The 25,077-nt window shown below is 71.8% G+C and carries 23 protein-coding genes; 14 read left to right on the forward strand and 9 right to left on the reverse strand.

Translation table 11 applies throughout. The features are described 5' to 3' along the window. Positions 1 to 29 precede the first annotated feature (29 nt). The 6 genes from ACX80W_RS04870 to ACX80W_RS04895 all read left to right on the forward strand — a co-directional run bounded on the left by ACX80W_RS04870 (position 30) and on the right by ACX80W_RS04895 (position 5,920). On the forward strand, positions 30 to 722 hold the full coding sequence (locus ACX80W_RS04870; RefSeq protein ID WP_459280952.1) for an ABC transporter ATP-binding protein: 693 nt from the start codon (positions 30 to 32) through the stop codon (positions 720 to 722). After that, on the forward strand, positions 719 to 1,903 hold the full coding sequence (locus ACX80W_RS04875; RefSeq protein ID WP_459280954.1) for an ABC transporter permease: 1,185 nt from the start codon (positions 719 to 721) through the stop codon (positions 1,901 to 1,903). Before ACX80W_RS04870 ends, ACX80W_RS04875 begins: the two co-directional genes overlap by 4 nt. Before the next feature lie 109 nt (positions 1,904 to 2,012). Then, positions 2,013 to 3,239: a cysteine desulfurase family protein gene (locus ACX80W_RS04880; RefSeq protein ID WP_459280956.1), complete on the forward strand. Its 1,227-nt coding sequence runs from the start codon at positions 2,013 to 2,015 to the stop codon at positions 3,237 to 3,239. Further along, entirely contained in the window at positions 3,236 to 4,378 is a 1,143-nt protein-coding gene (gene mnmA / locus ACX80W_RS04885) for a tRNA 2-thiouridine(34) synthase MnmA (protein ID WP_459280958.1), read from the forward strand. The genes ACX80W_RS04880 and mnmA overlap by 4 nt, the downstream gene beginning before the upstream one ends. A gap of 62 nt (positions 4,379 to 4,440) precedes the next feature. Further along, entirely contained in the window at positions 4,441 to 4,827 is a 387-nt protein-coding gene (locus ACX80W_RS04890; protein ID WP_459280960.1) for a chorismate mutase, read from the forward strand. After that, positions 4,817 to 5,920 (forward strand): uroporphyrinogen decarboxylase/cobalamine-independent methonine synthase family protein, encoded by a 1,104-nt coding sequence (locus ACX80W_RS04895; protein ID WP_459280962.1) that lies wholly within the window; start codon positions 4,817 to 4,819, stop codon positions 5,918 to 5,920. Before ACX80W_RS04890 ends, ACX80W_RS04895 begins: the two co-directional genes overlap by 11 nt. Here the strand turns inward: ACX80W_RS04895 and ACX80W_RS04900 are convergent. The 6 genes from ACX80W_RS04900 to ACX80W_RS04925 form a co-directional block, all read right to left on the reverse strand. Next, complete coding sequence (locus ACX80W_RS04900) at positions 5,917 to 6,579, reverse strand: DUF4166 domain-containing protein (protein WP_459280964.1); 663 nt, start codon at positions 6,577 to 6,579, stop codon at positions 5,917 to 5,919. The genes ACX80W_RS04895 and ACX80W_RS04900 overlap by 4 nt on opposite strands. Positions 6,580 to 6,652: 73 nt before the next feature. After that, the gene (locus tag ACX80W_RS04905) at positions 6,653 to 7,945 is read right to left on the reverse strand and encodes a DUF58 domain-containing protein (protein WP_459280966.1); all 1,293 of its coding nucleotides are present in this window, start codon (positions 7,943 to 7,945) and stop codon (positions 6,653 to 6,655) included. A 60-nt stretch (positions 7,946 to 8,005) separates the two neighbouring features. After that, positions 8,006 to 9,058, reverse strand: coding sequence for an AAA family ATPase (locus ACX80W_RS04910; RefSeq protein ID WP_459280968.1), 1,053 nt, complete (start codon positions 9,056 to 9,058; stop codon positions 8,006 to 8,008). Beyond that, positions 9,055 to 10,359 carry a DUF4350 domain-containing protein gene (locus ACX80W_RS04915; protein WP_459280970.1) on the reverse strand — a complete coding sequence of 435 codons (1,305 nt, stop codon included), beginning with the start codon at positions 10,357 to 10,359 and terminating at the stop codon, positions 9,055 to 9,057. Before ACX80W_RS04915 ends, ACX80W_RS04910 begins: the two co-directional genes overlap by 4 nt. Further along, positions 10,356 to 11,003 carry a DUF4129 domain-containing protein gene (locus ACX80W_RS04920; protein ID WP_459280972.1) on the reverse strand — a complete coding sequence of 216 codons (648 nt, stop codon included), beginning with the start codon at positions 11,001 to 11,003 and terminating at the stop codon, positions 10,356 to 10,358. The genes ACX80W_RS04915 and ACX80W_RS04920 overlap by 4 nt, the downstream gene beginning before the upstream one ends. Positions 11,004 to 11,028: 25 nt before the next feature. Continuing rightward, on the reverse strand, positions 11,029 to 12,288 hold the full coding sequence (locus ACX80W_RS04925) for a DUF7847 domain-containing protein (RefSeq protein WP_459280974.1): 1,260 nt from the start codon (positions 12,286 to 12,288) through the stop codon (positions 11,029 to 11,031). Positions 12,289 to 12,496: 208 nt separating this feature from the next. Between ACX80W_RS04925 and mtrA the strand changes: the two genes are divergently transcribed. From mtrA to secA, 7 genes are all read left to right on the forward strand, one after another. Then, complete coding sequence (gene mtrA / locus ACX80W_RS04930) at positions 12,497 to 13,174, forward strand: MtrAB system response regulator MtrA (RefSeq protein ID WP_459280976.1); 678 nt, start codon at positions 12,497 to 12,499, stop codon at positions 13,172 to 13,174. 1 nt (position 13,175) lies between these two features. Further along, a complete protein-coding gene (gene mtrB / locus ACX80W_RS04935; RefSeq protein ID WP_459280978.1) occupies positions 13,176 to 14,966 on the forward strand; it encodes an MtrAB system histidine kinase MtrB in 1,791 nt (596 codons plus the stop codon). Next, positions 14,953 to 16,683 carry an LpqB family beta-propeller domain-containing protein gene (locus tag ACX80W_RS04940; RefSeq protein WP_459280980.1) on the forward strand — a complete coding sequence of 577 codons (1,731 nt, stop codon included), beginning with the start codon at positions 14,953 to 14,955 and terminating at the stop codon, positions 16,681 to 16,683. Before mtrB ends, ACX80W_RS04940 begins: the two co-directional genes overlap by 14 nt. A gap of 90 nt (positions 16,684 to 16,773) precedes the next feature. After that, positions 16,774 to 17,664, forward strand: coding sequence for a ComF family protein (locus ACX80W_RS04945; protein ID WP_459280982.1), 891 nt, complete (start codon positions 16,774 to 16,776; stop codon positions 17,662 to 17,664). A gap of 169 nt (positions 17,665 to 17,833) precedes the next feature. Next, a complete protein-coding gene (gene hpf, locus ACX80W_RS04950) occupies positions 17,834 to 18,565 on the forward strand; it encodes a ribosome hibernation-promoting factor, HPF/YfiA family (protein ID WP_459280984.1) in 732 nt (243 codons plus the stop codon). Positions 18,566 to 18,653: 88 nt separating this feature from the next. Further along, complete coding sequence (locus ACX80W_RS04955) at positions 18,654 to 19,865, forward strand: winged helix-turn-helix domain-containing protein (protein ID WP_459280986.1); 1,212 nt, start codon at positions 18,654 to 18,656, stop codon at positions 19,863 to 19,865. A 90-nt stretch (positions 19,866 to 19,955) separates the two neighbouring features. Next, positions 19,956 to 22,691 carry a preprotein translocase subunit SecA gene (secA, locus tag ACX80W_RS04960; protein WP_459280987.1) on the forward strand — a complete coding sequence of 912 codons (2,736 nt, stop codon included), beginning with the start codon at positions 19,956 to 19,958 and terminating at the stop codon, positions 22,689 to 22,691. A gap of 13 nt (positions 22,692 to 22,704) precedes the next feature. Here secA and ACX80W_RS04965 read toward each other — a convergent pair whose 3' ends face one another. Together ACX80W_RS04965 and ACX80W_RS04970 are read right to left on the reverse strand one after the other, a co-directional pair. Next, entirely contained in the window at positions 22,705 to 23,190 is a 486-nt protein-coding gene (locus ACX80W_RS04965; RefSeq protein ID WP_459280988.1) for an Rv3235 family protein, read from the reverse strand. Positions 23,191 to 23,248: 58 nt separating this feature from the next. Then, positions 23,249 to 24,073: a LysM peptidoglycan-binding domain-containing protein gene (locus tag ACX80W_RS04970; protein ID WP_459280989.1), complete on the reverse strand. Its 825-nt coding sequence runs from the start codon at positions 24,071 to 24,073 to the stop codon at positions 23,249 to 23,251. Between the two features lie 58 nt (positions 24,074 to 24,131). On the opposite strand from ACX80W_RS04970, the gene ACX80W_RS04975 reads away from it, so the two are divergent. After that, the gene (locus ACX80W_RS04975; protein WP_459280991.1) at positions 24,132 to 24,737 is read left to right on the forward strand and encodes a hypothetical protein; all 606 of its coding nucleotides are present in this window, start codon (positions 24,132 to 24,134) and stop codon (positions 24,735 to 24,737) included. An 11-nt stretch (positions 24,738 to 24,748) separates the two neighbouring features. Here ACX80W_RS04975 and ACX80W_RS04980 read toward each other — a convergent pair whose 3' ends face one another. Then, the gene (locus ACX80W_RS04980; protein ID WP_459280992.1) at positions 24,749 to 24,976 is read right to left on the reverse strand and encodes a helix-turn-helix domain-containing protein; all 228 of its coding nucleotides are present in this window, start codon (positions 24,974 to 24,976) and stop codon (positions 24,749 to 24,751) included. Between the last annotated feature and the right edge of the window lie 101 nt (positions 24,977 to 25,077).

A 25,077-nucleotide genomic window follows, 5' to 3' on the forward strand; every position in this document is an offset into this window, starting at 1 on the left:
CAGAACACACCCCCGCGGCAGGCGCCTGGGTGCCGCTTGTATCCCTCCGACAGGTGACGCGGACCGTGCGCATCGCCGGCACGGAGGAACTCCACGTGCTGTGCGGTGTCGACCTCGACATCCACCCGTCGGACTCCCTGTCCATCGTTGGCCGGTCCGGGTCGGGGAAGTCGACCCTCCTGAACCTGCTCGGGCTGCTCGACCTGCCGACGGAGGGCACGCTGTCCTTCCGGGGAATGGATGTGCGCACGCTGGGGGGCGATGCCCGGGCACGGCTGCGCGGGGGCGCCATCGGGTTCATCTTCCAGCAGTTCAACCTGCTGCCCGGCCGGACCGCCCTCGAGAACGTCATGACCCCCCTGCTGTATGCCGAGGGACGGCAGTTCTGGAAGCGCGAAAAGCTCGCCGCGGCCATGCTCGGCCGGGTGGGCCTGGGCGACCGGATGGGGGAGGTCCCCTCGAACCTCTCCGGAGGCGAACAGCAGCGCGTGGCCATCGCCCGGGCCCTGGTCCGCACCCCCGAACTGATCCTCGCCGATGAACCGACCGGGGCCCTCGATATCGAGACGGGCACCTCCGTGATGGAACTTTTGGACGAGGTCGCAGCTGAGTCTGGCGCCGCGCTTGTCACCATCACCCACGATGCCAACGTGGCGGTCCGGGCGCGAAGCCACTACCGGCTGGACGCCGGAGTGCTCCAACCCGAGGCGGCGGCGGCATGACCGCCCTGGTCGGGGCGGTCATCGAGGCGTTCTCGGAACTGCGCATCCACAAGACGCGGGTCCTGCTGGCCCTGCTGGGGGTGATGCTCTCGGTTGCGGCCCTCACCTCGGTCGTGGCCCTGGGAAATATGGCCTCGGCCGGCATGATCCAGTCCTCCGAACGGATGAGCGGGAGGGCCGCGACCCTGGGCGTCTCCGCGTCCGCGCCCGGGTCCGACCAGTCGGCCGTCGTGGCCGCCTACGCCGAGGTGGTGGAGCGTTACAGCATCGAGTTCAGCTCGGTGCGGGTCGACACCCTGCTGGGGATCCGCACCCCCGCCGGCCGCATCGACGCCCCTGGCACGCTGGTCGAGCCCGACTACGGGACGATGCGGCGCATGAACGTTGTTGACGGACGCTGGTTTACCGACGCGGACGCGCAGCGCCTCGCCCCCGTGGTGATCGTCAATGAAGCCTTCCACACGATGATGGGCTCGCCGGATATCGCCGCCGACCCCGGCGTGGAGCTGCTGGGGGAGCGGCCCGTCCGGGCGGTCGTCATCGGGATCCTCGCCAACGACTACCCGGAAGCGCAGCCGCAGGCCTACCTCCTGAAGGACCAGGCCGATCGGTGGGATGTCGGGGCCGCGCAGGGGTCGACGCCGATGCTCGAGGCCTGGGTGCCCACCGTCATGGCCGATGAACTGACGGCACGGATCACCGCCGACCTGCAGGCGGAGTTCGGACCCGGCGCCGGGGTGTACCGCCAGGACTACGCCGCGCAGGGCGATCCCTTCGGCGGCATCACCCTCGTCATCGGCGGGGTCGCGGGACTCGTGCTGCTGCTGGGAGCCGTGGGACTGCTCAACATCTCGATGGTGACCGTGAAGTACAGGGTGCGGGAGATCGGGATCCGGCGGAGTTTCGGCGCCACATCGGGCCGCATCTTCTTCGGCGTGCTGATGGAGTCGGTCGTCGCGACCTTCGTCGCGGGCGTGGCCGGGGTGATGCTCGCCGTCGCCGTGGTCAAGCATCCGCGGGTCGCCTCGCTCCTGGCGGGGGGCGCGACCGACCTGCCGGCCTTTCCGGTCGGGGCAGCGCTGCTGGGGGTCGGCTCGGCCATCGCCGTCGGCGCCCTCGCCGGGCTGATCCCGGCGCTCGTCGCCGTCCGGGTCAAGGTGATCGACGCCATCCGGTACTGAGGAATCCGCCTCCCGGCCCGTCCGCCCGGCAGCCGCCGGACGGGCGGGCCGGCGCCCTCCGCCGCGCCGCCGAATCGGCGGATGCGGGGTCCGCCGCTAGAATCGGTGTATGCCCGTGTACCTCGATCACGCGGCGACCACGCCCATTTCGGCGCCAGCGCTCGCCGCATTGACCCTCGAACTCAGCCGCAGCGGCAACCCCTCCTCGCTGCACGGCTCCGGCCGGCGTGCCCGCCGGGGCGTGGAGGACGCCCGCGAAAGCCTCGCCCGCGCCGCCGGCGCCCACCCCTCCGAGGTGATCTTCACCTCAGGCGGAACGGAGGCGGACAACCTGGCCGTCAAGGGCCTCTACTGGGCCCGCACCTCCGAGGACCCCCGCCGCACCCGGATCCTCGCCTCGCCTGTTGAACACCACGCGGTGCAGGACACCGTCGAATGGCTCGAGCGCCATGAGGGGGCGCAGGTGACGTGGCTGCCCGTCGACGGCGCCGGCGTCGTCTCCCTGGAGGCGCTGCGCAGCGAACTGGCGGCGCACGCGGACACCACGGCCCTCGTCACGGTCATGTGGGCCAACAACGAGGTGGGCACCGTCCAGCCCATTCCCGAGATCACCGCCCTCGCCGCCGAGCACGGGGTGCCGGTCCACTCCGACGCCGTCCAGGCCTTCGGCTCCCTCCCGGTCTCGTTCGCCGGCTCAGGCCTGGCCACCATGGCCGTCAGCGCCCACAAGATGGGAGGGCCGGTGGGGGTGGGCGCGCTGTTCGTCGGACGGGCGGTGAAGCTCACACCCGTCCAGCACGGGGGCGGGCAGGAGCGCGATATCCGCTCCGGTACCCTCGATGCTCCGGGGATCGCGGCGTTCGCGGCGGCCGCCGACTCCGCGGTCGCGGGCCTGCCGGAGGAGTCGGCGCGGCTGTCCGCCCTGCGGGACCGCCTGATCGAGGGCGTCCAGCACGCGGTGCCCGAGGCCGTCCTGCGCGGGGTCCGCCATCCGGCGCCGGCCGGTGCGCGGCTGCCGGGCAACGCCCACTTCACCTTCCCCGGCTGCGAAGGGGACTCCCTGCTGTTCCTGCTCGACCTGGCCGGCATCGAATCCTCGACCGGCGCGGCGTGCACCGCAGGGGTGCCCCGGCCTTCCCACGTGCTCCTCGCCATGGGGCTGACCGAGGACGAGGCCCGCGGCGCCCAACGCTTCACGCTGGGGCACACCTCCACCGCGGAGGACGTCGACGCCCTCCTTGCAGCACTTCCCGAGGCCTACGCGCGCGCCCGCAGGGCGGGCATGGCAGGCTCCGCATCATCAATCCAAACGGCAGGAACAGGTTTTTCACTATGAAGGTACTTGCAGCTATGAGCGGCGGGGTCGATTCGGCGGTCGCCGCGGCGCGGGCCGTCGAGGCGGGGCACGACGTTGTCGGGGTACACCTTGCACTCTCCCGGATGCCGGGGACGCTGCGCACCGGCAGCCGGGGCTGCTGCACCATCGAGGACTCCCGGGACGCCTGGCGCGCCTGCGACATCCTCGGCATCCCCTACTACGTCTGGGATTTCTCCGAGCGGTTCAAGGAGGACGTGGTCGATGACTTCATCGCCGAGTACGCCGCCGGGCGCACCCCCAACCCGTGCATGCGGTGCAACGAGCGGATCAAGTTCGCCGCGCTCCTCGAGAAGGCGCTGGCGCTGGGCTTCGATGCGGTGTGCACAGGGCACTACGCCAAGGTCATCGAGGACGCCGACGGCAACCGCGAACTCCACCGCGCGGCGGACTGGGCCAAGGACCAGTCCTACGTGCTCGGCGTGCTGACCCACGAACAGCTGAAGCACTCGATGTTCCCGCTGGCCGAGACGCCCTCGAAGGCGGAGGTGCGCGCCGAGGCCGAACGCCGGGGACTGTCGGTGGCCAACAAGCCCGACAGCCACGATATCTGCTTCATTCCCGACGGCGACACCCGCGGTTGGCTCGGGGAGCGGATCGAGCTCACGGAGGGCGACATCCTCGACGTCGACGGAACGAAGCTCGGAACCCACCCCGGCGCCAACGCGTTCACCGTCGGCCAGCGCAAGGGCCTGAAGCTGGGCCGGCCCGCCCCCGACGGCAAGCCGCGCTTCGTCCTGGAGATCCGGCCCAAGGACAACACGGTGGTGGTCGGCCCGGAGCAGCTGCTTGCCATCGACTCGATGCGCGGCATCAAGGTCTCGTGGGCGGGGAAGCCCATCGCCGAGGTCGCAACCGGTGAGGAGTTCGAGTGCATGGCGCAGGTGCGCGCCCACGGCGACCCGGTGGATGCCCGCGCGCGCGTCGAGGCGGGCCCCGGGGGCCGTCCCGAGCTTCTCGTGCAGCTGGTCGAGCCGATGCGCGGGGTGGCCCCCGGGCAGACGGTCGTGCTGTACCAGGGCAGCCGCGTGCTGGGGCAGGCCACGATCGATTCGGCCCGCTCCGCACTCCGCCCCGAACTGGCCGGCGCCGCCGGCTGAGGTTCCGGCGGGCCGGGCCGACGCAGTTCAGGGTGCCCGCGGAAGTCTGCTTAACTGGGTTCATGAGCGAAGAGACAAGTGGGTTCGACCCCGGGGCGAGTTCCCTGGCCGGAGCGGTGAACCCCGAGGTGATGGCCGAGTTGTTGTCGGTGCGCAGCAGCATCGACAATATCGACGCGACCCTTGTGTACCTGCTGGCCGAGCGCTTCAAGGCCACGCAGCGGGTCGGGCACCTGAAGGCCGAACACCGCCTCCCGGCCGGCGACCCGGCCCGCGAAGCGGCGCAGATCGCGCGCCTGCGGGCCCTCGCAGCGGAGGCGCACCTCGACCCGGCCTTCGCCGAGAAGTTCCTGAACTTCATCATCTCCGAGGTCATCCGCCACCACCAGGCGATCTCGGAGACCCGCAACGGGGAATCCCCGGCCCCGGAGGGCTCCGGTGGCGCCTGAGCCCTCCGCGCAGGCCCCCGCCGGTGCATCCGCCGGGAACCCCGCGGAAGCCCCGTCCGGCGGCCCCGCCGGAGACCCCGCCGCGCAGGTCACGGCCACGGCCCCCGGTGAATGGCCCGGCACCGACCCGCTGGAGGCCCACCGCGCGGTGCGCGGTGAGCTCGGCGGCCCGCACCTGCCGTTCCTGGCCTCGCTGCCGCAGCGGGGGCCCGGAAGCGACGCCGTCGGACGCACCCTCGGCATGCTCGTTGAACTGCCCTTCGATCTCCAGCCCCACGGCTGGCGCCTCGTGGCCCGCCCGGGGAAGGACCAGCGCCGGGCCGAGTCCGCGCTCTCCTCGGACCTGAACGCGCTCGGGGATGTCGCCGGGGCGGAGGAGGTGCCCGCGGAACGGGTCAAGGTGCACCTGCGCGGCCCCCTCTCGGTCGCCGCCAACGTCCACCTCCACTCGGGGGAGCGGGCACTGCTCGACGCCGGCGCCCGGCGCGAGATCTACGCCTCCCTGGCGGCCGGAGCCGCCGACCTGGTCCGGCGGACCGCCGCGGTCGCCCGGGGCGCCGCCGTCGAGGTGCAGCTCGATGAGCCCGAGGTCGACGCGGTGCTGGCCGGGCGGATCCCGACGGCCAGCGGCTACCGGACCCTGCGCGCCGTGCCCCGGCAGGAGGCCGCCGACGCGTGGGCCGGCCTGCACGCCGCCGTCCGGGATGCCGGCGCCCACCGCCTGGTGCTGCGCGTGCCCGGCGGGGACGCGGTGCTCGAGGCCGCCCTCTCAAGCCCCGCGGAGACGCTCGGGCTTCCCTTCGGCGCGCTGACGGACGCGCAGTGGGAACGGCTGGCCGAGGCGGTGGAGTCCGGGCGCCGGCTCTGGGCCGAAGTCCTGGCCCCCGGCAACACGGTGCCGCAGGTCTCGGCCCTGGTGGCGGCGGTCTCCCGGCCCTGGCAGCGCGTCGGCCTCCCACCGGCACGCCTGGGTGCCGTGACAGTGGCGCCGTCGGACGGGCTGGCGGGGCTCACCCCCGCCGCCGCGCGGCAGACCCTGGCGCGGCTCGTGGCGGCCGCCGATGCCCTGAACCAGCTCGCGGCGGACGACTAGGTCCGCTCCTCCCACCGCCGCGGCCGGGCGTCCGCGGGCAGCACGCCGTCGAAGGCCTGCAGCTCATAGTCGAACGCCCCGGCGTACACGAGCAGCGTGCCGAGCTGGCGGTGCACCACGCGGGTCTGGATGCGGAAGCGCTGCCCGTCCCACCACTGTTCCATGTAGGCGCGGGCTCCGAGGGCGTCGGGCAGGGGAAGCCGGATTCCCGCGAAGACGCGCGTCCGGGTCGAGAGCATGCGCATGTGCCCCTCCGGGGTCACCGAACAGGCCAGGGCGGTCGCCATGCGGCGCCGCGAGCCCACGTAGTCGGTGAGCCGCCCGTCCTGCAGCGCGGTGGTGTCCTCGAACACCCGGTCCGCCGTGCTGAACCGGATCACCCGCCGGGCGGTGAGCGCCGGGCGCCCGAACGGATCGACATGCGGGTAGTTCGCGATGGTGAACGGCACCCCGGTCCCGTATTCGGGGAAGAAGGCGTTGTCGAGGGCGGTGAGCCGGAACGCCGGCCGGGCGAACCACGCCGGGCAGCCGGCGACGTCGAACACCCCGGTCCCCACCCCCGCCAGCCCGCTGCCGGCGTGCAGCCCGAAGTACTCCCGCAGTTCGGGTTGGAGCCGGTCGAAGTCCCGGCCGAGGACCTCCTGGTAGATGGATCTCATGATGGTGTTCCTCCCTGGTGGACTCCGTCCGCGGGTGGTGCCGCGGCCGCGGGGCATGCCCCGGTGCGGGGCTTCACAGCCGGCCCGCCGCCTTGAGCCGGATGTAGGCGTCGGCGAGTCTCGGCGGAAGATCCAGCGGCTGCTCGTCGACCACCTCGGCCCCGAGCTGCTTCAACCGCGCGCTCACGGCCTCCCGGTCCAGGAGCGCCCGCTCGGCGGCGGCCGCCCGGTAGGTGTCGGCGGCCGTGCCGCGCTCCGCCCGGAGCTCTTCGAGCCGCGGATCACGCACGGAGGCGATGACGACCAGGTGCTGCGCCGTGAGGCCGGGAAGCACCGGCAGCAGCCCTTCCTCCACGGCGCCGGAGTCGAGCGAGGTCAGCAGCACCACCAGCGACCGGTGGGGGGAGACCGAGCGGATCTGCGCCGGGATGCGGGAAAAATCGGCTTCGATCAGTTCCGGCGAAAGCGGCGCCATCGCCGTCACGAGGGAATTGAGGAGGTTCGCCTTGGCCCCGGAGTCGACCCGGGCCCGGAGGCGGCGGTCGAAGGCGAGGAAGTCGACCTTGTCACCGCCGTGCTGGGCGAGGACGGCCAGCAGCAGGGCCGCCTCGATGCCTGTGTCCAGGCGCGGTTCGTCGGCGATCCGCGCGGCGGAGGTCCGCGAGGTGTCGAGGACAATCACGACCCGGCGGTCCCGCTCTGGGCGCCAGGTGCGCACGACGGTGTCCCGCCGGCGGGCGCTGGCACGCCAGTCGATGGACCGCACGTCGTCGCCGCGCACATAGTCGCGCAGGGAGTCGAACTCCGTGCCGGCGCCGCGGATCTGCACCGCCGCCCGCCCGTCGAGCTCCCTCAGCCGCCGCAGCTTCGAGGGGAGATGGCGCTTGGACAGGAACGGCGGGAGGACGCGCAGCTCGGCCGGCGCCGGAAGCGTCACCTGCCGCGCCGCGAGGCCGAGCGGACCGTGGCTGCGGAGGGTGACCGAGCCGGTGGTGAGGATGCCGCGGCGCGCCGGCAGGAGCGGGACCTCCATGCGGTGCACCCGGCCGGCCGCCACCTGCAGGCGCTGTTCGGGGTCCGCCGCGCCGGCGGAGGGCTGCCAGGGGTCCCGCACCGTCGCCCGCAGCGTCCGCCCCGTCCCGTTGTGCAGCAGGACGGTGCCGACGCAGCCCTCGCCGAGGCGGACGGAGGCCGGAAGCCTCCGGCTCACCCCGACTTTGCGGGGGGAGGCGGCGAGCAGCAGGTCGGCGGCGACGCCGACCGCCAGCAGGCCGGCCCAGATCAGTGCCGGCAGGATGCCGGGGAACAGGACGATCGGCACCGCGCCAAACAGGGCCAGCAGCACCAGGCGTCCGCTAACGGCCACTGCCGGCCTCCCCCGGGGGAGGCCCGACGCGCCAGTAGGGCGCGGCGGGGCGGCGGCGGCTCACCGGGGAACCGGAACGACGGCGAGGATACCGGCCAGGACCTCATCCACGCTGACGCCGTCCATCTGGGCCTCCGGGCGCATGGCCACGCGGTGGCGCAGGGCGGGCATGGCCAGGGTCTTCACGTCGTCGGGGGTGACGTAGTTGCGCCCGGAAAGCCACGCCCAGGCCCGCGAGGTGGTCAGCAGCGCCGTCGCTCCGCGCGGGGAGACCCCCAGCTGGAACGACGGTGCCGCGCGGGTGGCACGGACCAGGTCGACGATGTAGGCGATCACCTCCGGGGCGATGGACACCCGGCCGACCGCCTGGCGGGCCGCGGCGAGGTCGGAGACCCCCGCGACGGCCCGGACCCCGGCGCCGCCGAGGTTGCGCGGGTCGAAGCCCTCGCTGTGCCGGCGGATCACCTCGATCTCGTCCTCGCGCCCGGGCAGGGGAAGCACGAGCTTGAGCAGGAAGCGGTCGAGCTGGGCCTCGGGCAGCGGGTAGGTGCCCTCGTACTCGACGGGGTTCTGGGTGGCGGCGACGATGAAGGGGTCGGGAAGGGCGCGGGAGACCCCGTCCACCGACACCTGGCGTTCCTCCATCGCCTCCAGCAGGGACGCCTGGGTTTTCGGCGGGGTCCGGTTGATCTCGTCCGCGAGCAGGATGTTCGTGAAGACCGGCCCTTCGCGGAAGGTGAATTCCGAGGTCCGGGCTTCGTAGATGAGCGAGCCGGTGACGTCGCCGGGCATCAGGTCGGGGGTGAACTGGACCCGCTTGGTGTCGAGGCTGAGCGCCGCCGACAGGGTGCGGATCAGCAGGGTCTTGGCCACCCCGGGTACGCCCTCGAGGAGCACGTGCCCGTTGGCGAGCAGGGCGATGAGCAGCCCGGTCACCGCCGCGTCCTGCCCCACGATGGCCTTGCCCACCTCGGCGCGCACGTCAAGGAGCGCGCGGCGGGGGGAGTCGTCGGCCGGCCGCCCCGGGGGTGCCTGCTCGGGTACCGTCCCAACAGCCCGGTGCGCCGCGTGCGCGCCGGAACCCTCCTGCTGCCATCCACTCGATCGGTTCATGAGTTGTGAATCTCCTTTTCAAGGTCCAGAAGTCGGTGCGCCCAGCGCGCGAGGTCCTTCTCGGTGGAGGGGGCGGGGCCGTCCAGGAGGGCCCGGACCTCTCCGGCCGGGCGGCCGGTCTTCCGCGCCACGGCCTCCACGACGGCGCCCCGCGGGCCCGACGGCGGGAGGCGCAGCCGGACCGCGGCGCGGCTGAGTGCGGCCGCTCGCAGGTTCTCCGCGGCGTGCGGGACGGACCGTGCCCCCTGGTAGAGGCGCGCCCGGCCCTCGGCGGTCTCGGCGGCGCTGACGGCGACCGGAAGGGGCTCGACGGCGAGCGGGCCCATCCGCCGGCCCCGCCAGAACATGCCCAGGACGGCGCACCCGAGCAGCCAGAGCATGAGGGCGTTGACCCAGTCCGGAAGCAGCTCCAGCGGGTTGGCCGGCGGGCCGGTGGCGCCGGCGAGGTCCGCGGTGGTCGGCTGGTACCAGATGAGCGATTCGCCCGCGCCCAGGGTGGACAGCGCGAGTGAGGCGTTGCCGGCTTCGTCGATCGTTCCGTTGGAGAGGATTCCCGGGTTGCCCAGGACGACCGTCCCGTCGACGGCGGCGTACGAGGCGCCCATCCTGCCGTCGGAGGCGGGGGAGCTGAAGCATTCGACGGGCGCCATGTAGAGCTGGCCGCCGCCGGTGATTTCGCCGGCGGTCCGGGCCTCCTCCCGGGCGCAGCCGGCGCGCACGGTTCCGCCCGCGTCCTCGGCGGGTCCTGCGGCCAGGATCTCCGGGGCCAGCACCCGCAGCTGGCGCTCGGAGGGTGCGGCGAGGACTCTGCTCGGGAACGAGCGGTTCAGCGACGACAGCTGTTCCTCATTGAGCCACCCGTTGGGATCGGCGAGGAACAGCGTGGTTTCGCCGGCGCCGGCCCGCGCGGCCTCCGCCTCGGCCAGGGTGCGCGCATGGACCACCTCGACTCCCTCGTCCTCGAGGACCTGCGCCAGGGCGCGCGCCCCCGTAGGGGAGGCATTGCCCGGCGAAAGGGGCATGGCGTCGGCGTCGGCGCGCGTCAGGAGGCCGAGGACGACGGCGGCGGCGATGACTCCGGCGAGCAGGAGCGCCGGCGCCGCCCGCCGCAGCCTCCGGCGGCCGGTCGCGGTGGCGCTCCCGCCGTCGCCGGTGACCTCCGGGCTCCCCGCCCGGTCCGCAGGCGCTCCGGGCCGGTCAGGGGACGCCACTGCGGCGGCCGGCGGAGTCTCCGCCGGGCCCGTCGACGCTGCGGCCGGCGGTCCCGCCGGGGCCCGGCGGGGCCCGGAGTGCCGGCTCATGGCGTGGCTCCGGGCACGCCGGCACGCGCGGGAACACCCCGGGCGAGGGCCGCGTCGAGGGCGGCGGCCCGCGCCGCGTCGGCCTCGTCGGCTTCCGCGGCGGCGCCGCGGCCGTACTGGACCTCGTTGAACCTTTCCCCCAGCCAGTGGATTTCCCCGGTGGATCCCGGGAAGGCCGGTGCGAGGCCGTCGGCGGCCTCGGTGGCGGTGCGGCTGGGCCGTTCGTCGAGGACCCCGCGTTCCTCGGCGTCCCGCACCACCGCGCGGAGGCGTTCGGCCAGGGCCTCGTTCCACCGGCCGGCGTCGGCGGCGGCCCCCGCCCGGAGGCGGTGTTCAGCGGCAGACAGGGTGGCTCCGGCGGTGAACACAGCGCGCGCCGTCCGGGCTGCACGGGCGTTGAGGCGGGGCCGGATCAACAGAACCGCCACCACGATGAGAACCACCGCCCCTGCGGCGAGGAGCAGCGTGCCGGGTCCGGCCCCCACCGACCGGATGCCCGAGAGTGCCTCGACCACCCAGTCCACGGCGGCCTGAAACGCGCGTTCGAGCAGGGACGGCTGGGCCTCCTGGTAGACGGGCTTGGCCAGCTCGTCCACCAACCGCTCCCGGGCCTCATCCCGGTCGAGCAGCTCCTGCCGGATCACCGGCGGCACGCCGGAACGGGGGGCGTCACCGCGGGCCCTGGAGGGGTCCGGATCCGTAGGGCGGGGTTCCCGAACCCGCGGACTTCTCGTGTTCCGCAAGGAGCACGACGTCGAAGCCCTCCCGGCGGATCCGCAGGTCGATGTACAGCAGCGAGGTCACGCCGGACTGGAAGGCGTAGCCGATGGCGGCGAAGAACGCCGAGACTCCCTGCGTAATGAACAGGATGGGGAGGGAGTCGAGCGCATCCGCGGTGCCGGCCGCCGGTGCGTCGGAGAAGCTGAACAGCAGCGTCACGAGGAAGCTGATGGGTGTGGCCACCACCGAGGTGATGATCGAGACCATGAGGCTGGTCAGCAGGAGAATGCCGAAGGTGCGCCACCAGTTGCGTCCGGTGAGGACCCAGGACCGGCGCGCCGACTGCACCGGCCCGGTTCCTTCAAGCATGAGCGCCGCAGGGGCCAGGACAAGCTTGACGCTGATCCAGGTGAAGACCGCGAACACGGCGAAGAGCAGCGGAACAATAATGAACAACGACGTTTCCTGCAGGGCCGCGACCAGGGCCACGGCGATGAGGACGACAACGCCGAAGCCCACGACGGCCGCGCCGGCGAGCATCAGCCCGAGCAGCAGCAGCGGCGGGATGCGGCGGGCCGAGAGCCGCCACAGCTCGGCGAACCCGGTCTTCTGGTTGAGCACCGCACGGGCGACCGGAACCACGAGCACGCCCTGGAGGATGAGCAGGGCCCCGCCCGCCACCACCGTGACGACGGAGGCGAAGGAGGCCACCGAGGCCAGGGTGCCGCCCAGCTGGTCCTGCTCAACCGTGCCCATGGCGAGCTGGTCGAGGCTGGTGAGCAGCCCGGCCGACATCAGGACCGTCACCACGGCGACGATCGACTGGAAGAGGATGGCCGTGCCGAAGGTGGCCAGCGGATTCCGGCGGCAGGCCTGGAAGGCGCCGTCGAGGATCTCGCCAAGGCCCAGCGGGCGGAGCGGGATCACCCCCGGCTTCGGCGGGGCCGCGTAGGCCGGGCCGCCCCATCCCGGCGGAACGCCCCAGGGGTTGGGGTCCGCGTGACCCTGCACGCCGTAGGGGGCGGGCCCGCCCGGGGCGGTGCCATAGGGGCCGGGGTCCGCCCAGCCGGCAGCATTCCCGGCGGGGGAGGAGGCCTCCGGCGCGGCGCCGGACGGCGGCAGGAAGGCCGGGTACTGCTCGGGTGCGGGGCCCGTGGGAGGGTGCCAGGCGGGGCCCGGCCGGGACCCGTCGGATGGATCGTTGCTCATGCTGTCCTTCTCCAAGCGGGCGCCGTTGCGGTGATGTCACGTTGAACTATAGTTACCGCCGCCTCCGGAAGGCAGTATGCGCGCAGGCGGGTGTTTCCTCCGGTGTCCACGGCCGGAAAAACGTCCAACCGGCGGGCCCCGGGCCGGGGCGGCGCGCTGACGGATCGCCCAATGGGACATTAGAGACCGGATGGGAGATTATTGAGCTATGAAGGCACGCATCCTGGTGATTGACGACGACGAAGCCCTTTCCGAGATGATCGGCATTGTGCTGCGCAACGACGGGTTCGATCCCGTGTTCTGCGCCGACGGCGCGGCGGCACTCGGGGTGTTCAAGTCGGCCCAGCCGGATCTCGTGCTGCTCGACCTCATGCTTCCCGGCCTCGACGGCATCGAGGTGTGCCGGCAGATCCGGGCCGAGTCCGATGTCCCAATCGTGATGCTGACCGCCAAGTCCGACACCTCCGACGTCGTGCGGGGGCTCGAATCCGGTGCGGACGACTACGTGCCCAAGCCCTTCAAACCGGCCGAACTCGTGGCGCGGGTGCGTGCACGGCTGCGCCCGGGCGACACCCGGGCCCCGGAGACGCTGAGGATCGGCGAGGTGAGCATCGACGTCGCCGGCCACGCGGTGACGCGCGGCAACGACAAGGTCTCCCTGACGCCGCTTGAATTCGACCTGCTCGTGGCGCTGGCCCGCAAGCCATGGCAGGTCTTCACCCGGGAGCTGCTCCTGGAGCAGGTCTGGGGTTACCGCCACGCCGCGGACACCCGGCTGGTCAACGTCCATGTGCAGCGGCTGCGCTCGAAGATCGAACGCGACCCCGAGGCACCCGAGATTATCCTGACGGTCCGCGGCGTCGGATATAAGGCGGGTCAAGGCTGAGGTGAACACCCGGGCAGCCCGCGCCGCCGAATCGACGATCCAGGGTGCAGGACAAGCGCTGCGGCAGGTGCGCCGGGCGGCGTCCTTCGTCGCCGGGCGCTGGCGCCGCTCCCTGCAGTTCCGCACCGTCGTCGCATCGCTGCTGCTGACCTCCCTTGCCCTGGTGGCGGTGGGCGGATTCCTCTCCAACCAGATCGCCAACGGGCTGTACAAGGAGCGGTTCGGGCAGTTCCAGAGCGAGGCGAGCAACGGCCTGCGCGACATCAAGGAAATCTTCCGGGACACCACCGCCACCGACCGGGATTCGACCGACCGGCTGGCCCGTGACACCCTCGACCGGCTGGGAGCGCGCGGCGCCGACGCCCCGCGGCAGTGGCTGCTCAGCCCGCTGCCCGGCCAGCAGGGCTACTGGGTGCCCGCCCGGGCCAGCAATGCGGCGATGACCGAGTCGGCCCTGATCCCCGCCGACCTTCGGGCCGCCGTCGCCGAGGGCGACGACCAGTACTGGGCCCCCATCACGATTCCCCGCTCCGAGACCACCGGCGACCTGCGCGCCCCCGGCGTCGCCTTCGCCACCAAGGTCACCCTGCCGCCGGACAGCACCGCCTACGCCGTCTACATCATCTACGACCTCTCCTCCATGCAGCAGACCCTCGACTACATCCACCGGGTGCTGTGGATCGCCGGGACGGTGCTGCTGGCGATCATCGGAGCCATCGCCTGGTTCGTGACGCGCAGCGTCGTGCGGCCGGTCAGCCACGCCGCGCTCGTTTCGGAGAAGCTCGCCGCCGGAGAGCTGCAGGAGCGGATGGAGGTCAGGGGCGAAGACGAGGTGGCACGGCTGGGGGCGTCCTTCAACCACATGGCCACGAGCCTCCAGGACCAGATCACCCAGCTGGCGGAGCTCTCGAAGATGCAGCAGCGGTTTGTCTCGGACGTCTCCCACGAGCTGCGGACCCCGCTGACGACGGTCCGCATGGCCGCACAGATCCTGCACGATGCGCGGAACGACTTCGACCCGGTGAACAAGCGCTCGGCGGAGATCCTCTACGACCAGGTGGAGCGGTTCCAGTCGCTCCTGGCCGACCTCCTCGAAATCTCCCGCTTCGACGCCGGTGCGGCCGTGCTCGAGTCCGAGCCGACCGACATCTTCCAGGTGGTCAAGCACGTGATCGACGGCGCCCAGCCGCTCGCGGACAACTTCGGCTCCGACCTTCGGATCCTCTCAACGGAGACCAGCTGCATTGTCGACGCCGACCCGCGCCGGATCGGACGGATCCTGCGCAACCTGGTCGTCAACGCCCTGGAACACGGCAAGGGAAAGCCCGTGCACATCCACATCGCCTCGAGCCCCGACGCCGTGGCGGTCGCGGTGCGCGACTACGGCATGGGCATGACCGAAGACGAGGCCTCGAGGGTGTTCGACCGCTTCTGGCGTGCGGACCCGGCCCGGGCCCGCACCACCGGCGGCAGCGGGCTGGGACTGTCGATCGCCGTCGAGGACGCACGCCTCCACTCGGCCTGGCTCGAGGCCTGGGGCGAACCCGAGAAGGGCTCGTGCTTCCGCCTCACCCTGCCCAAGCAGCGCGGCGGGGAGCTCAAGGTCTCCCCGCTGTCCCTGCCCCCGCGCATGCGGCTGCCCCTTCCCCTTGCAGCGGGGACGTCCGACGCCGGGCCGTCCGGGGCGGCGCCCGCCGGCGCCACCGCGCTGCCGGCGGCCCCCGGGCGCGCCCCGGCCGTCGGGGACGGGCACCCCGGCGAGCAGCTGAAGGAGACAAGTGAAATCCAGTAGGCCGGCGCGGCCGCGGGCTGCCTTCGCTGCGGCGCTCGCGGCCCTGCTCCTGATCGTCCCGGGCTGCTCCGCCATCCCTCGGAGTGGACCGGTGGCCACCATCCCGGCGCCCGCCGCCGAGGAGGACACGGTGTCCCAGGTCTTCTCCCCCGAGGGCCCGCAGCCGGATGCCTCCCCCGAGGTGCTGCTGCAGGAGTTCATCACCGCAGGCACCGGAGCAGCCGACGGGTACAAGGTGGCACGCCAGTTCCTGACCCCCGAACTCGCGAAGACCTGGCAGCCCGAGGAGCGCATCGTGATCTTCCGGGCGGATCCGAGGATCATCCAGCGGGAGGCCGAGGGCGCCCTGCAGGTCCAGCTCGAGATCACCGGCATCATCGACTCCCAGGGCATCCGGACCGACCCGCCGAACCCGACCACCGAAAGCGTCCGCGCCGAGATGGTGAAGATCAACGGTCAGTGGCGGATCAGTGAAATCCCCAACGGCATCATGGTCACCGAGAGCAACGCCTCCCTGCTGGCCACGGCCCACCACCTGTACTTCTACAGCAGCGGCTACCGGTACTGGGTGCCCGACGTCCGCTGGTTCGTCCGGCGCCCCGGCATCGCCGCCCGGGTGGTGCAGGCACTGCTCGCCGGTCCCGCCCCCTACCTCCAGGGCGCCGTCACCAGCGCCTTCCCCGAAGGAGTCACCCTGGCCCAGGAATCGGTGCCCATCACCTCCGGCGTGGCCTCCGTCGAACTGTCCGAGGAGGTCCTCCAGGACGCCACGGATCTCCGCCTGCAGCAGATGGAGCAGCAGCTGCGCGTCAACCTGACGACCCTCAACGACGTCACCTCGGTGGAGATGAGCGCAGGGCAGCCGATCGACCTCGGCAGCCCCGACCCGGCGCTCATCATCCCCGACTTCAACCCGCCGGTGGGCAATGAGCAGGTCGTCATCGCCAACAACGAGGTGCGCATCGTGCGGGACCTCAGTGTGCTGCCGGTCGAGGGGCTGCCCTCGGCGGCCGGCTACGACCCGAAGGACCCGGCACGATCCCTTGAGGGGAGCAACTTCGCCTTCCTCAACGGCAGGGCGACGGCGCTGCTCGCCACCGCACCCGGCAGCGAGGTCCGCACCGCCGTCGAAGGCGCCGGCCTCACGGCCCCGAGCTTCGACCCCAGCAACTGGCTCTGGACCACGCGGAGCGTGCCCGGTGGCCCGAGCGGCCGGGGGACCGAGGTTGTCGCTGTTCCGCCGGGCGGCATGACGCGCAACGCCGTCGTGGTTGCGGCGTCGTGGCTCGCGGACCGGACGGTGACGGAATTCCAGGTCTCCCGGGACGGGGCCAGGGCCCTGCTCGTCGTGGATGAGGCGGGGGTCTCGGAAGTGCTGCTCGCCGGCATCACCCGCAGCGCCCAGGGCATTCCGCAGAGCCTGGGGAACCCCATCGCCCTGAACGCCGGGGAAAACATCGGCACGGCCAAGTGGGCCGGAGAGAGCACTGTGGTCGCCTCCCCGGTGTCGGAAACAGCCGAGGTGACCCCCCTCATCGTCGAACTGAGCGGGGAGACCGAAACGCTGAAGGCGCAGAAGGGCGTGCTGAACATCAGCGCCGGAAGCGATCCGCAGGAGGACTTCTACATTCAGACCGCCGAGGCCCTGTTCGCCCGGGTGGGATCCAGTTGGATCCGGAGCATCGAAGGAGTACGGGACCCGGCCTTCCCGGGGTGAGGCCGGCTCGGGACGTCCGGTTCCCGTCGGCTTATCCACTTGTCCGCCCGCCCGCGTCCGGCCGGGACCGCGCCGGGGCACCCTGACTCCATGGCGGACACGGTTCGCGGGCTCCCGGACGGGGGCGGAGACCGGGGAGGCCAGGGTGGTGCGGTCCGGGCCTCGGCCCTTCGAAGTTTCTGCGCGCTCGTCCTGCCGACCTCCTGCGTGGGGTGTGGCAGGGACGACGCCTCCCTGTGCCCGCCGTGCCGGCGCGCCTTCCGGCGTGCCACCGTGCGGCCCTTCCGCGCCGAGGCCGCCGCCGAGGCCCTCCCGGAGCGCGATCCCGCCGGCCCGGCACCCGTTCGGGGCAGTCCGGGATCCGAGGCCGGTGCCGGGTTCGAGCCCCTGCCCGTTGTCGCCGCCGGCGTCTACGGGGGAGTGGTGGCCCGTGCCGTGCTCGCCTTCAAGAACACCGGCCACACCGACCTCGACCGGCACCTCGCCGCGGCCCTGGGCGGAGCCCTGCTCGCGGCGCGCGGTTCGCTGCTCGGGCGGGAGGATCCCTGCCTGCTGGTGCCCGTTCCCACCCGCGGACGTTCCCTCCGCCGGCGCGGCTACGACCCGCTCGGGCTGCTGCTGGGCGGGCTCCGCCGGCGCGGCGGGCTGCCCGCAGGCTCCCGGCTGGCCGAGCCCGTGGGGCACCGGCCGCCGGTGCTGCGCCCGGTCGCCCGGCTCGCCGGCTTTCCCCGGCCCGCCGCGTCCCGGAGGGGTGGACAGAAGGGACTTGGGCGGCGGGGCCGGCAGGAAAACGTCACCGGTTCAATGCAGGTCCGGCGGCGGTACCGGGGCCGGCTCGACGGTGTTCCCTGCCTGGTCGTCGACGACGTCCTGACCACCGGAGCGACGATTTCCGAGGTCGTCCGGGCGCTGCGCGCCGAGGGCGCCGTGGTGGCCGGGGCTGTCGTTTTGGCGGCCACTCCTCCGCCGGCCAGGAGGTAGTTGGCTTACAGCGAATATCGGAGAAATTGGCCCGGGGAGGGATGAATTACGGGGTGCCGTGATCTACCGTGAGGTATGGGTGTTAGAAAGCAGACAGGCACCCATCGGCAGCGGACCGGGGCAGCCTGACCGGCCGTTGTTGTGTCACCTTAGCGATTTGGAGGGCACCATGGAATTTGTGATTAACGGCCGGAACCTTGCAGTATCGGATCGGTTCCGCGAGTACGCCGCAGAGAAGATCGACAAGATCGAACAGCTCGGCGATAAGGTCCAGCGGGTGGACGCCAAGATCACCAAGGAAACAAGTGCCAGGGACGCCGACACGGCTCTGACAGTCGAGCTGACCGTGCTGTGCAAAGGCCCGGTCATCCGGGCGGAGGCCTCGGCCGGCGACAAGTTCGCCGCCTTCGACCTCGCCTACAACAAGCTCCTCGAACGCCTCCGCCGGGCCCGGGACCGCCGCAAGGTCCACCACGGACGGCACACCCCCGTAGCGGTCGGCGCAGCCACCGCCGGGCTCGAACCGGTCAGCACCTCCCAGCCGATCTACGCCGCGCTTGCCGCGGATTCCGCCAACGGGACGACGGCGCCCGCCGCCTCTGCGGACCCCTATGAATCCCCGGACGACGTTCCCGCAGGGGACTCCCCGGTCCTCATCCGGCGGAAGGTCTTCTCCGGCGAACCGATCACCCTCGACGATGCCGTCGACAATATGGAACTGGTCGGCCACGACTTCTACCTCTTCGTCGACTCAGCCACCGGCGCGCCCTCTGTCGTCTACCGGCGCCAGGGCTGGACCTACGGGGTCATCACCCTCGATTCGAAGTGCGCCGAAGGAACGCAGGACCCCCAGGAGGAGCTCCTCGCGTACCGGGCGAAGGAAGCCGCCGCAACCCAGTGACACTCCGACCCACCGGCCCCCGGGTCCGCGCCATCGGGTGCGGGCCCGGCGGGCCGCATCCGGCCCGTCCCCTGCCCCCGGCAGGGCCATGACCGTTAACCTCACACCGTCCCAGGCCCGCAGGGCCGCCCTGCTGGCCCAGGGACTCTCGAAGACCCGGCCCACGGACCCGCCCACCGCGCGGTCCGTGGGCCGGATCCTTGATCGGCTCCACCTGCTCCAGATCGACTCGGTGAATGTGCTGGTGCGCTCCCACTACCTCCCGGTCTTCTCCCGGCTGGGGGCGTACGATCCGGCGGTCCTCGACCGGTTCGCCGGCAGGCATCCGCGCCGGTTGACGGAGTACTGGGCCCACGAAGCGAGCTTCATCGACCCGTCGCTGTTTCCGTACCTGCGCCCCTGGCAGCGGCGCACCTGGAGCGGGGCGTCGGGGATGGACCCGGTGCTCCGCTCCTCCCTCGAGGACCGGATCCTCACCCTCCTCGCCTCGAGCCGGGCACTGACCGCCGGGCAGGTGCAGGAGCGCCTGGGCCACGCCGAACAGCGCAGCACCGACAGCTGGGGGTGGAACTGGAGCGCCGTCAAACGGGTCCTGGAGGACCTCTTCGCCCGGGGGGAGATCAGCTCGGCGGCCCGGACCGCCTCCTTCGAACGCCGGTACGCCCCCTCGGCGCGGGTGCTGCCGCGCTCCGGGCTCGCCGCCGAAGAGGCGGACCCCCGGGAGGCGATCCTCGTGCTGACCGAACGCGCCGCCGCGGCGCTCGGCATCGGCACGGTGCGCAGCCTCGCCGACTACTTCCGCACCCCCGTCCGCGACACCGCCGAGGCGGTGCGGACCCTCGAATCACGCGGGGTCCTGGTCCGTGCCCAGGTGGGCTCCCTGAGCCGGCCGGCCTATCTGCACCGGGACGCCGTGATCCCGCGCCGGGCCGCCGGGCGGGCCCTGCTGAGTCCGTTCGACTCCCTGGTCTTCGACCGCCCGCGGCTGGAGGAACTCTTCGGGTTCCACTACCGGATCGAGATCTACACCCCGGCGGCGGCACGGCGCTACGGGTACTACGTGCTGCCCTTCCTGCTCGGAGAGGTCATGGCGGCCCGGGTCGACCTCAAGGCCGACCGGGCCGCCGGGCGCCTGCTGGTGCGCGGCAGCTACGCCGAGCCCGGCGCGCCCGCGGGCACCGCCGACGAACTCGCGGCTGAACTGGGTACCATGGCCGGATGGCTCGGCCTGCAGCAGGTCGTCGTCGAACCCGTGGGGGACCTCGCAGCACCGCTCGCCGCGGCGCTGGAGCGGAATTGAGCCCTGCGGGAACTAAAACGGGAGACCAGGCGTCTTCCCGTAGACTGATCACGCCATGTTTGGGCAGCCTTAGATTGGGAGCAGATACCAGTGCCATCACTTCTTGAACGAGTTCTCCGCACCGGCGATAAGAAGACACTGAAGAAACTCCGGAACTACGCCGATGCCATCAACATCATCGAAGACGACTTCCGAGCGATGTCCGACGCCGAACTCCGCGGGGAAACCGACAAGCTGAAGAAGCGCCACGCGGACGGCGAGAGCCTCGATGACCTCCTGCCGGAGGCCTTCGCCGCCGTGCGTGAGGCATCACGGCGCACCCTGGGCCTGCGCCACTTCGACGTCCAGCTCATGGGCGGGGCGGCACTGCACCTCGGCAACATCGCCGAGATGAAGACCGGTGAGGGCAAGACCCTCGTCGCCACCGCCCCGGCCTACCTCAACGCCCTCAGCGGCAAGGGCGTGCACATCGTCACGGTCAACGACTACCTGGCCGAATACCAGTCGGACCTGATGGGCCGCGTCTTCCGTTTCCTGGGCATGACCAGCGGCTGCATCCTCTCCAAGCAGGACCCGGCGACCCGCCGTGAGCAGTACGCCGCGGACATCACCTACGGCACGAACAATGAGTTCGGCTTCGACTACCTGCGCGACAACATGGCCTGGAGCGCCTCGGAGCTCGTCCAGCGCGGACACAACTTCGCCATCGTCGACGAGGTCGACTCCATCCTGATCGACGAGGCGCGGACCCCGCTGATCATCTCCGGCCAGGCCTCCGGCGACGTCAACCGGTGGTACAACGAGTTCGCGAAGGTCGTCAAGAAGCTGCACGCCGACACCGACTACGAGGTCGACGAAAAGAAGCGCACGGTCGGCGTGCTCGAGTCGGGCATCGAGAAGGTCGAGGACTACCTCGGCATCTCCAACCTCTACGAGTCGGCGAACACGCCGCTGATCGGCTTCCTCAACAACGCCATCAAGGCCAAGGAACTGTTCAAGCGCGACAAGGACTACGTCGTGCTCAACGGCGAGGTCATGATCGTCGATGAGCACACCGGACGCATCCTCGCCGGCCGCCGGTACAACGAAGGCATGCATCAGGCGATCGAGGCCAAGGAAGGCGTCGAGATCAAGGCGGAGAACCAGACCCTGGCCACCGTCACCCTGCAGAACTACTTCCGGCTCTACGAAAAGCTCTCCGGCATGACCGGCACCGCCGAGACCGAGGCGGCCGAGTTCATGTCCACCTACAAGCTCGGCGTCGTGCCCATCCCCACGAACAAGGAGATGGCCCGCAAGGACCTCGCGGACCTGATCTACAAGAACGAGGTCGCGAAGTTCGACGCCGTCGTGAAGGACATCGTCGAGCGCCACGAAACCGGCCAGCCCGTCCTGGTCGGCACCACCAGCGTCGAGAAGAGCGAATACCTCTCCAAGCAGCTGGCGAAGGCCGGTGTCCGCCACGAGGTCCTCAACGCCAAGAACCACGCCCGCGAGGCCGCGATCGTCGCCCAGGCCGGGCGCAAGGGCGCCGTCACCGTCGCCACCAACATGGCCGGCCGCGGCACCGACATCATGCTCGGCGGCAACGCCGAATTCAACGCGGTCGCCGCGCTCGAGAAGCGCGGACTCGACCCGGCGAAGAACCCCGAGGAGTACGAGGCCCAGTGGCCCGCGGCCCTCGAGTCGGCCAAGAAGGCCGTCGAGGCCGAGCAGGAGGAGGTCCGCGAACTCGGCGGACTCTACGTGCTGGGCACCGAGCGCCACGAGTCGCGCCGGATCGACAACCAGCTGCGCGGGCGCTCCGGCCGTCAGGGCGACCCCGGCCGCTCCCGGTTCTACCTCTCGCTCACCGACGACCTCATGCGGCTGTTCAACTCCGGCGGCGCCGAGCGGATCATGAACAGCTCGAGCATGCCCGACGACGTGGCGCTGGAGTCCCGGCTTGTCTCGAAGGCGATCGAGAACGCCCAGGGCCAGGTCGAGGGGCGCAACGCCGAACAGCGCAAGAACGTCCTGAAGTACGACGACGTCCTGAACCGCCAGCGCGAAGCCATCTACGGCGACCGCCGGCGCATCCTCGAAGGCGGCGACCTCAAGGAAAAGGTGGGGTACTTCCTGGAGGATGTCGTCACGGCCATGGTCGATGAAGCCACGGCGCAGGGCCACGGCGACGACTGGGACTACGAGCTGCTGTGGACCAACCTCAAGACGCTCTACCCGATCACCCTGACCATCGACGAGGTGGTCGAGGAGGCCGGCGGAAAGTCGAAGATCACCCGCGACTTCCTCCACGCGGAGATCCTCTCCGATGCCAAGCTCGCCTACCAGGCGAGGGAGGACGCCCTCGGCGAGCAGACGATGCGCGAGCTCGAACGCCGCGTCGTCCTGTCGGTCATCGGGCGGAAGTGGCAGGAGCACCTCTACGAGATGGACTACCTGAAGGAGGGGATCGGGCTGCGTGCCATGGCCCAGCGCGACCCCCTGGTGGAGTACCAGCGTGAGGGGTTCATCCTCTTCCAGGCCATGATGGAGGCCATCCGCGAGGAAACCATCGGGTACCTGTTCAACCTCGAGGTCGAGGTCGCCGCTCCGGCGCCGGCGTCGAACGGGCTGGGGGTGCAGGACGGCCGGGGCCTGGTGCAGGTGCCTTCGATCCGCGCCGCGGGCCTCGAGGCACCGCAGCGTCCCGCGAGCCTCAACTTCTCGGCGCCGAACGCCCAGGGCGAGGCCGAGACGCACGTGGAACGGCTCAAGACGGCCGTCGCCGAGACGAAGGCGCGGGCCGCCGCAGAGCGCAACGGCGCCAAGCGGCCCAAGAAGTAACCGGGAAACGGGCTCAGCCGATTTCCAGCGCGGTGACCTTCCAGTCGCCGCGCTGGTGCTCCACCCGCAGGGCGACAGCGCGCGCCCTCCTGCGGTCCAGGACGACAAGCGCCGCTTCGAAGGCGGTCTCCGACACGCGGCAGAGCCGGGCGCTGCGCACCGTCACGCTGCGCGCGGCCCGCAGGTCCGGCGGGCTCCCCGGGCACCTCCCGGTGGCGGTGGCGGTGCCGGTGGGCACCGTCACGCTGCGCATGAGGCAGGCCCGCAGATGCAGCTTCTCGTAACTTGCCGCGTCGAGCCACCGGGACATCTGCGAGGCCGGCCGGCTGCCGCCGAGGACCTCGACCGCACCCTGCGCCACGGCCCGTGCGATGCCGCCGACGCGCGCCTCCTGGGCCTCCGCTTCCACCACCGGTGGCTCAGTGCAGGGCGGGCGGTCGCGGACCGAGGGGGCCCGGGCGGTGGCTTGCTGGATGCCTTGCCGGGTGAGGGTGGCCATGTCGATCCTTCCGGAAGCGTCGGTTGCGGGTGGTGTCGGGCCTGCGTGAGCCGGAGCCTCAGGGCGGATCCGGCGCAACCAGGATCTGGCCGGGGGTGAGCCGATCGGGCTCCGGGCCGATGACCGAGGCGTTCCGGGAGTACCAGCGGGGCCAACTGCCGGCGACCTCGGTGTCGGTGGCCAGGGGGCCGAGCCGCGCGGCCGCGATGGACCACAGCGAGTCGCCGCTGCGGACGACGACCCCTGCGGCCGGACTGCCCGCAGTAGCGTCCTCCTGCCGTGGCGGCCGCGCCAGCAGGCCCGGGTTGCAGGGGAGCGGCAGGGGTTTCCAGTTCGGGCTCACCCTCTCCTCCTCGTCGGCCGGCGCCGTCGATCCGGCCGCGGCCGGGATGGCCGGGACCGATACCGCGCCGACCGGCACGGCGAGGACTGGCACTGCGAGGACTGCCTCTGTTCGCCCCGGCCCTGCGAGGGCCGGCACGGCGGCGCCCGAGGAAGCCTGGCCGGGCACCCCAAGGCCCGGCGCGGATGCCGGTTGGGCCCCGGCGGCACCCGGGGGCGCCGCCGGGGCTGCCGTCGTCCCGGCCAGGAGGTTCAGGCCGAGCAGCGCCGCGGCCAGCCGGCGCATTGAGCCGGGGGTGAGGGCGGCCAGCCTGCGGGCCGCAGCCTCCTGGCCCTGCCGCCGCAGCACCTCCGTGCCCAGGGCCAGGGCCAGGGCCGTGATCCACCAGGCAAGGATCCCGAGGCCGCCGGCGGCCGCCGCGGCACCGATGCCCGCCTCCGGCGTACGGGCACCGGACGTGGCGGCCCCCGAGACGGTGAGGACCGCCCCAAGGACAAGGACGACGGCCGGATAGGCCCCTGACGCCCGGTGCTCGTTCACGGTGCTCCTTCCCCGCGTTTGTATCCATTTGATGCGGTTTAATTGCATTTGTATACGGATGGGGCTACTCGAATTCATTGACCCGGACTACCTGCCTCCCTACCGTTGGACCATGCGGTGGGACGCCCTCTTCGACGACATGGAGGCACAGCTGGCCGCCGCGCGCGCGGCGGAGGAGGAAGCGGTAACGGCCGACCTCTCGCGGGCGGAGCAGGGGCGGGTGTTCCTTGCGGACCGGCTCTCCGGCTCGATGGGGCAGGGGCTGAAGGTAAGGACCTGCAACGGGCAGGGGTTTTCAGGCCGGTTGGCCTACCTCGGCGCCGAATGGCTCGTGCTGGCCGAGGGCACCCGGTCGGTGCTCCTGCCGTTCACCGCAGTCCTGAGCGTCGAAGGCCTTGGGCGCACCGTGGGGTCACGCCCGGCAGGAGTGCACGCCCGCCTCGGCCTTGCCTCGGCCTACCGGGCCCTTGCCCGCGACCGGGCCTATGTCAGCGTCCACGCCGGGTCGCCGCCCACCGTTCACGAGGGCATGATGGACAGGGTAGGGGCGGATTTCTTCGAGCTGGCCCTGGTGCCACCGGGCGAACACCGCAGGATGGCGAACGTCCGGGGCGTCTTGGCGCTGCCCTTCGCTGCGGTCTCCGCGGTGGCCTCGGACCCCTGACCCACGGACCCTCAGGCGTTGTTGACCGGATCGGCACTTCCGCGCAGGGAGGCAGCGGACCTCTTGTAGGCCTCGGCGATATAGTCCTCGAGGACCCGCGCCTCCACGCGCCACTGCCCGCGCCCGCCCACCTGGATGGCCGGAAGCTCCCCCGAGCGGACGAGGGCGTAGGTCTGCGAGGAGCTGATGTTGAGCACCTCCGCAACGTCGGCGAGGGTCAGGAACCGTTTCTCAGCCACACACACCTCTTCCTCTGCCCTGTCCAACCTCCACGAACGCTCCGTCCGCACTCCGCCGGCCCTCGGCCGGACGTGCCTCAATTCTGTCACTCCGCGGGCGC

The organism is Arthrobacter melezitosi (assembly GCF_054511055.1).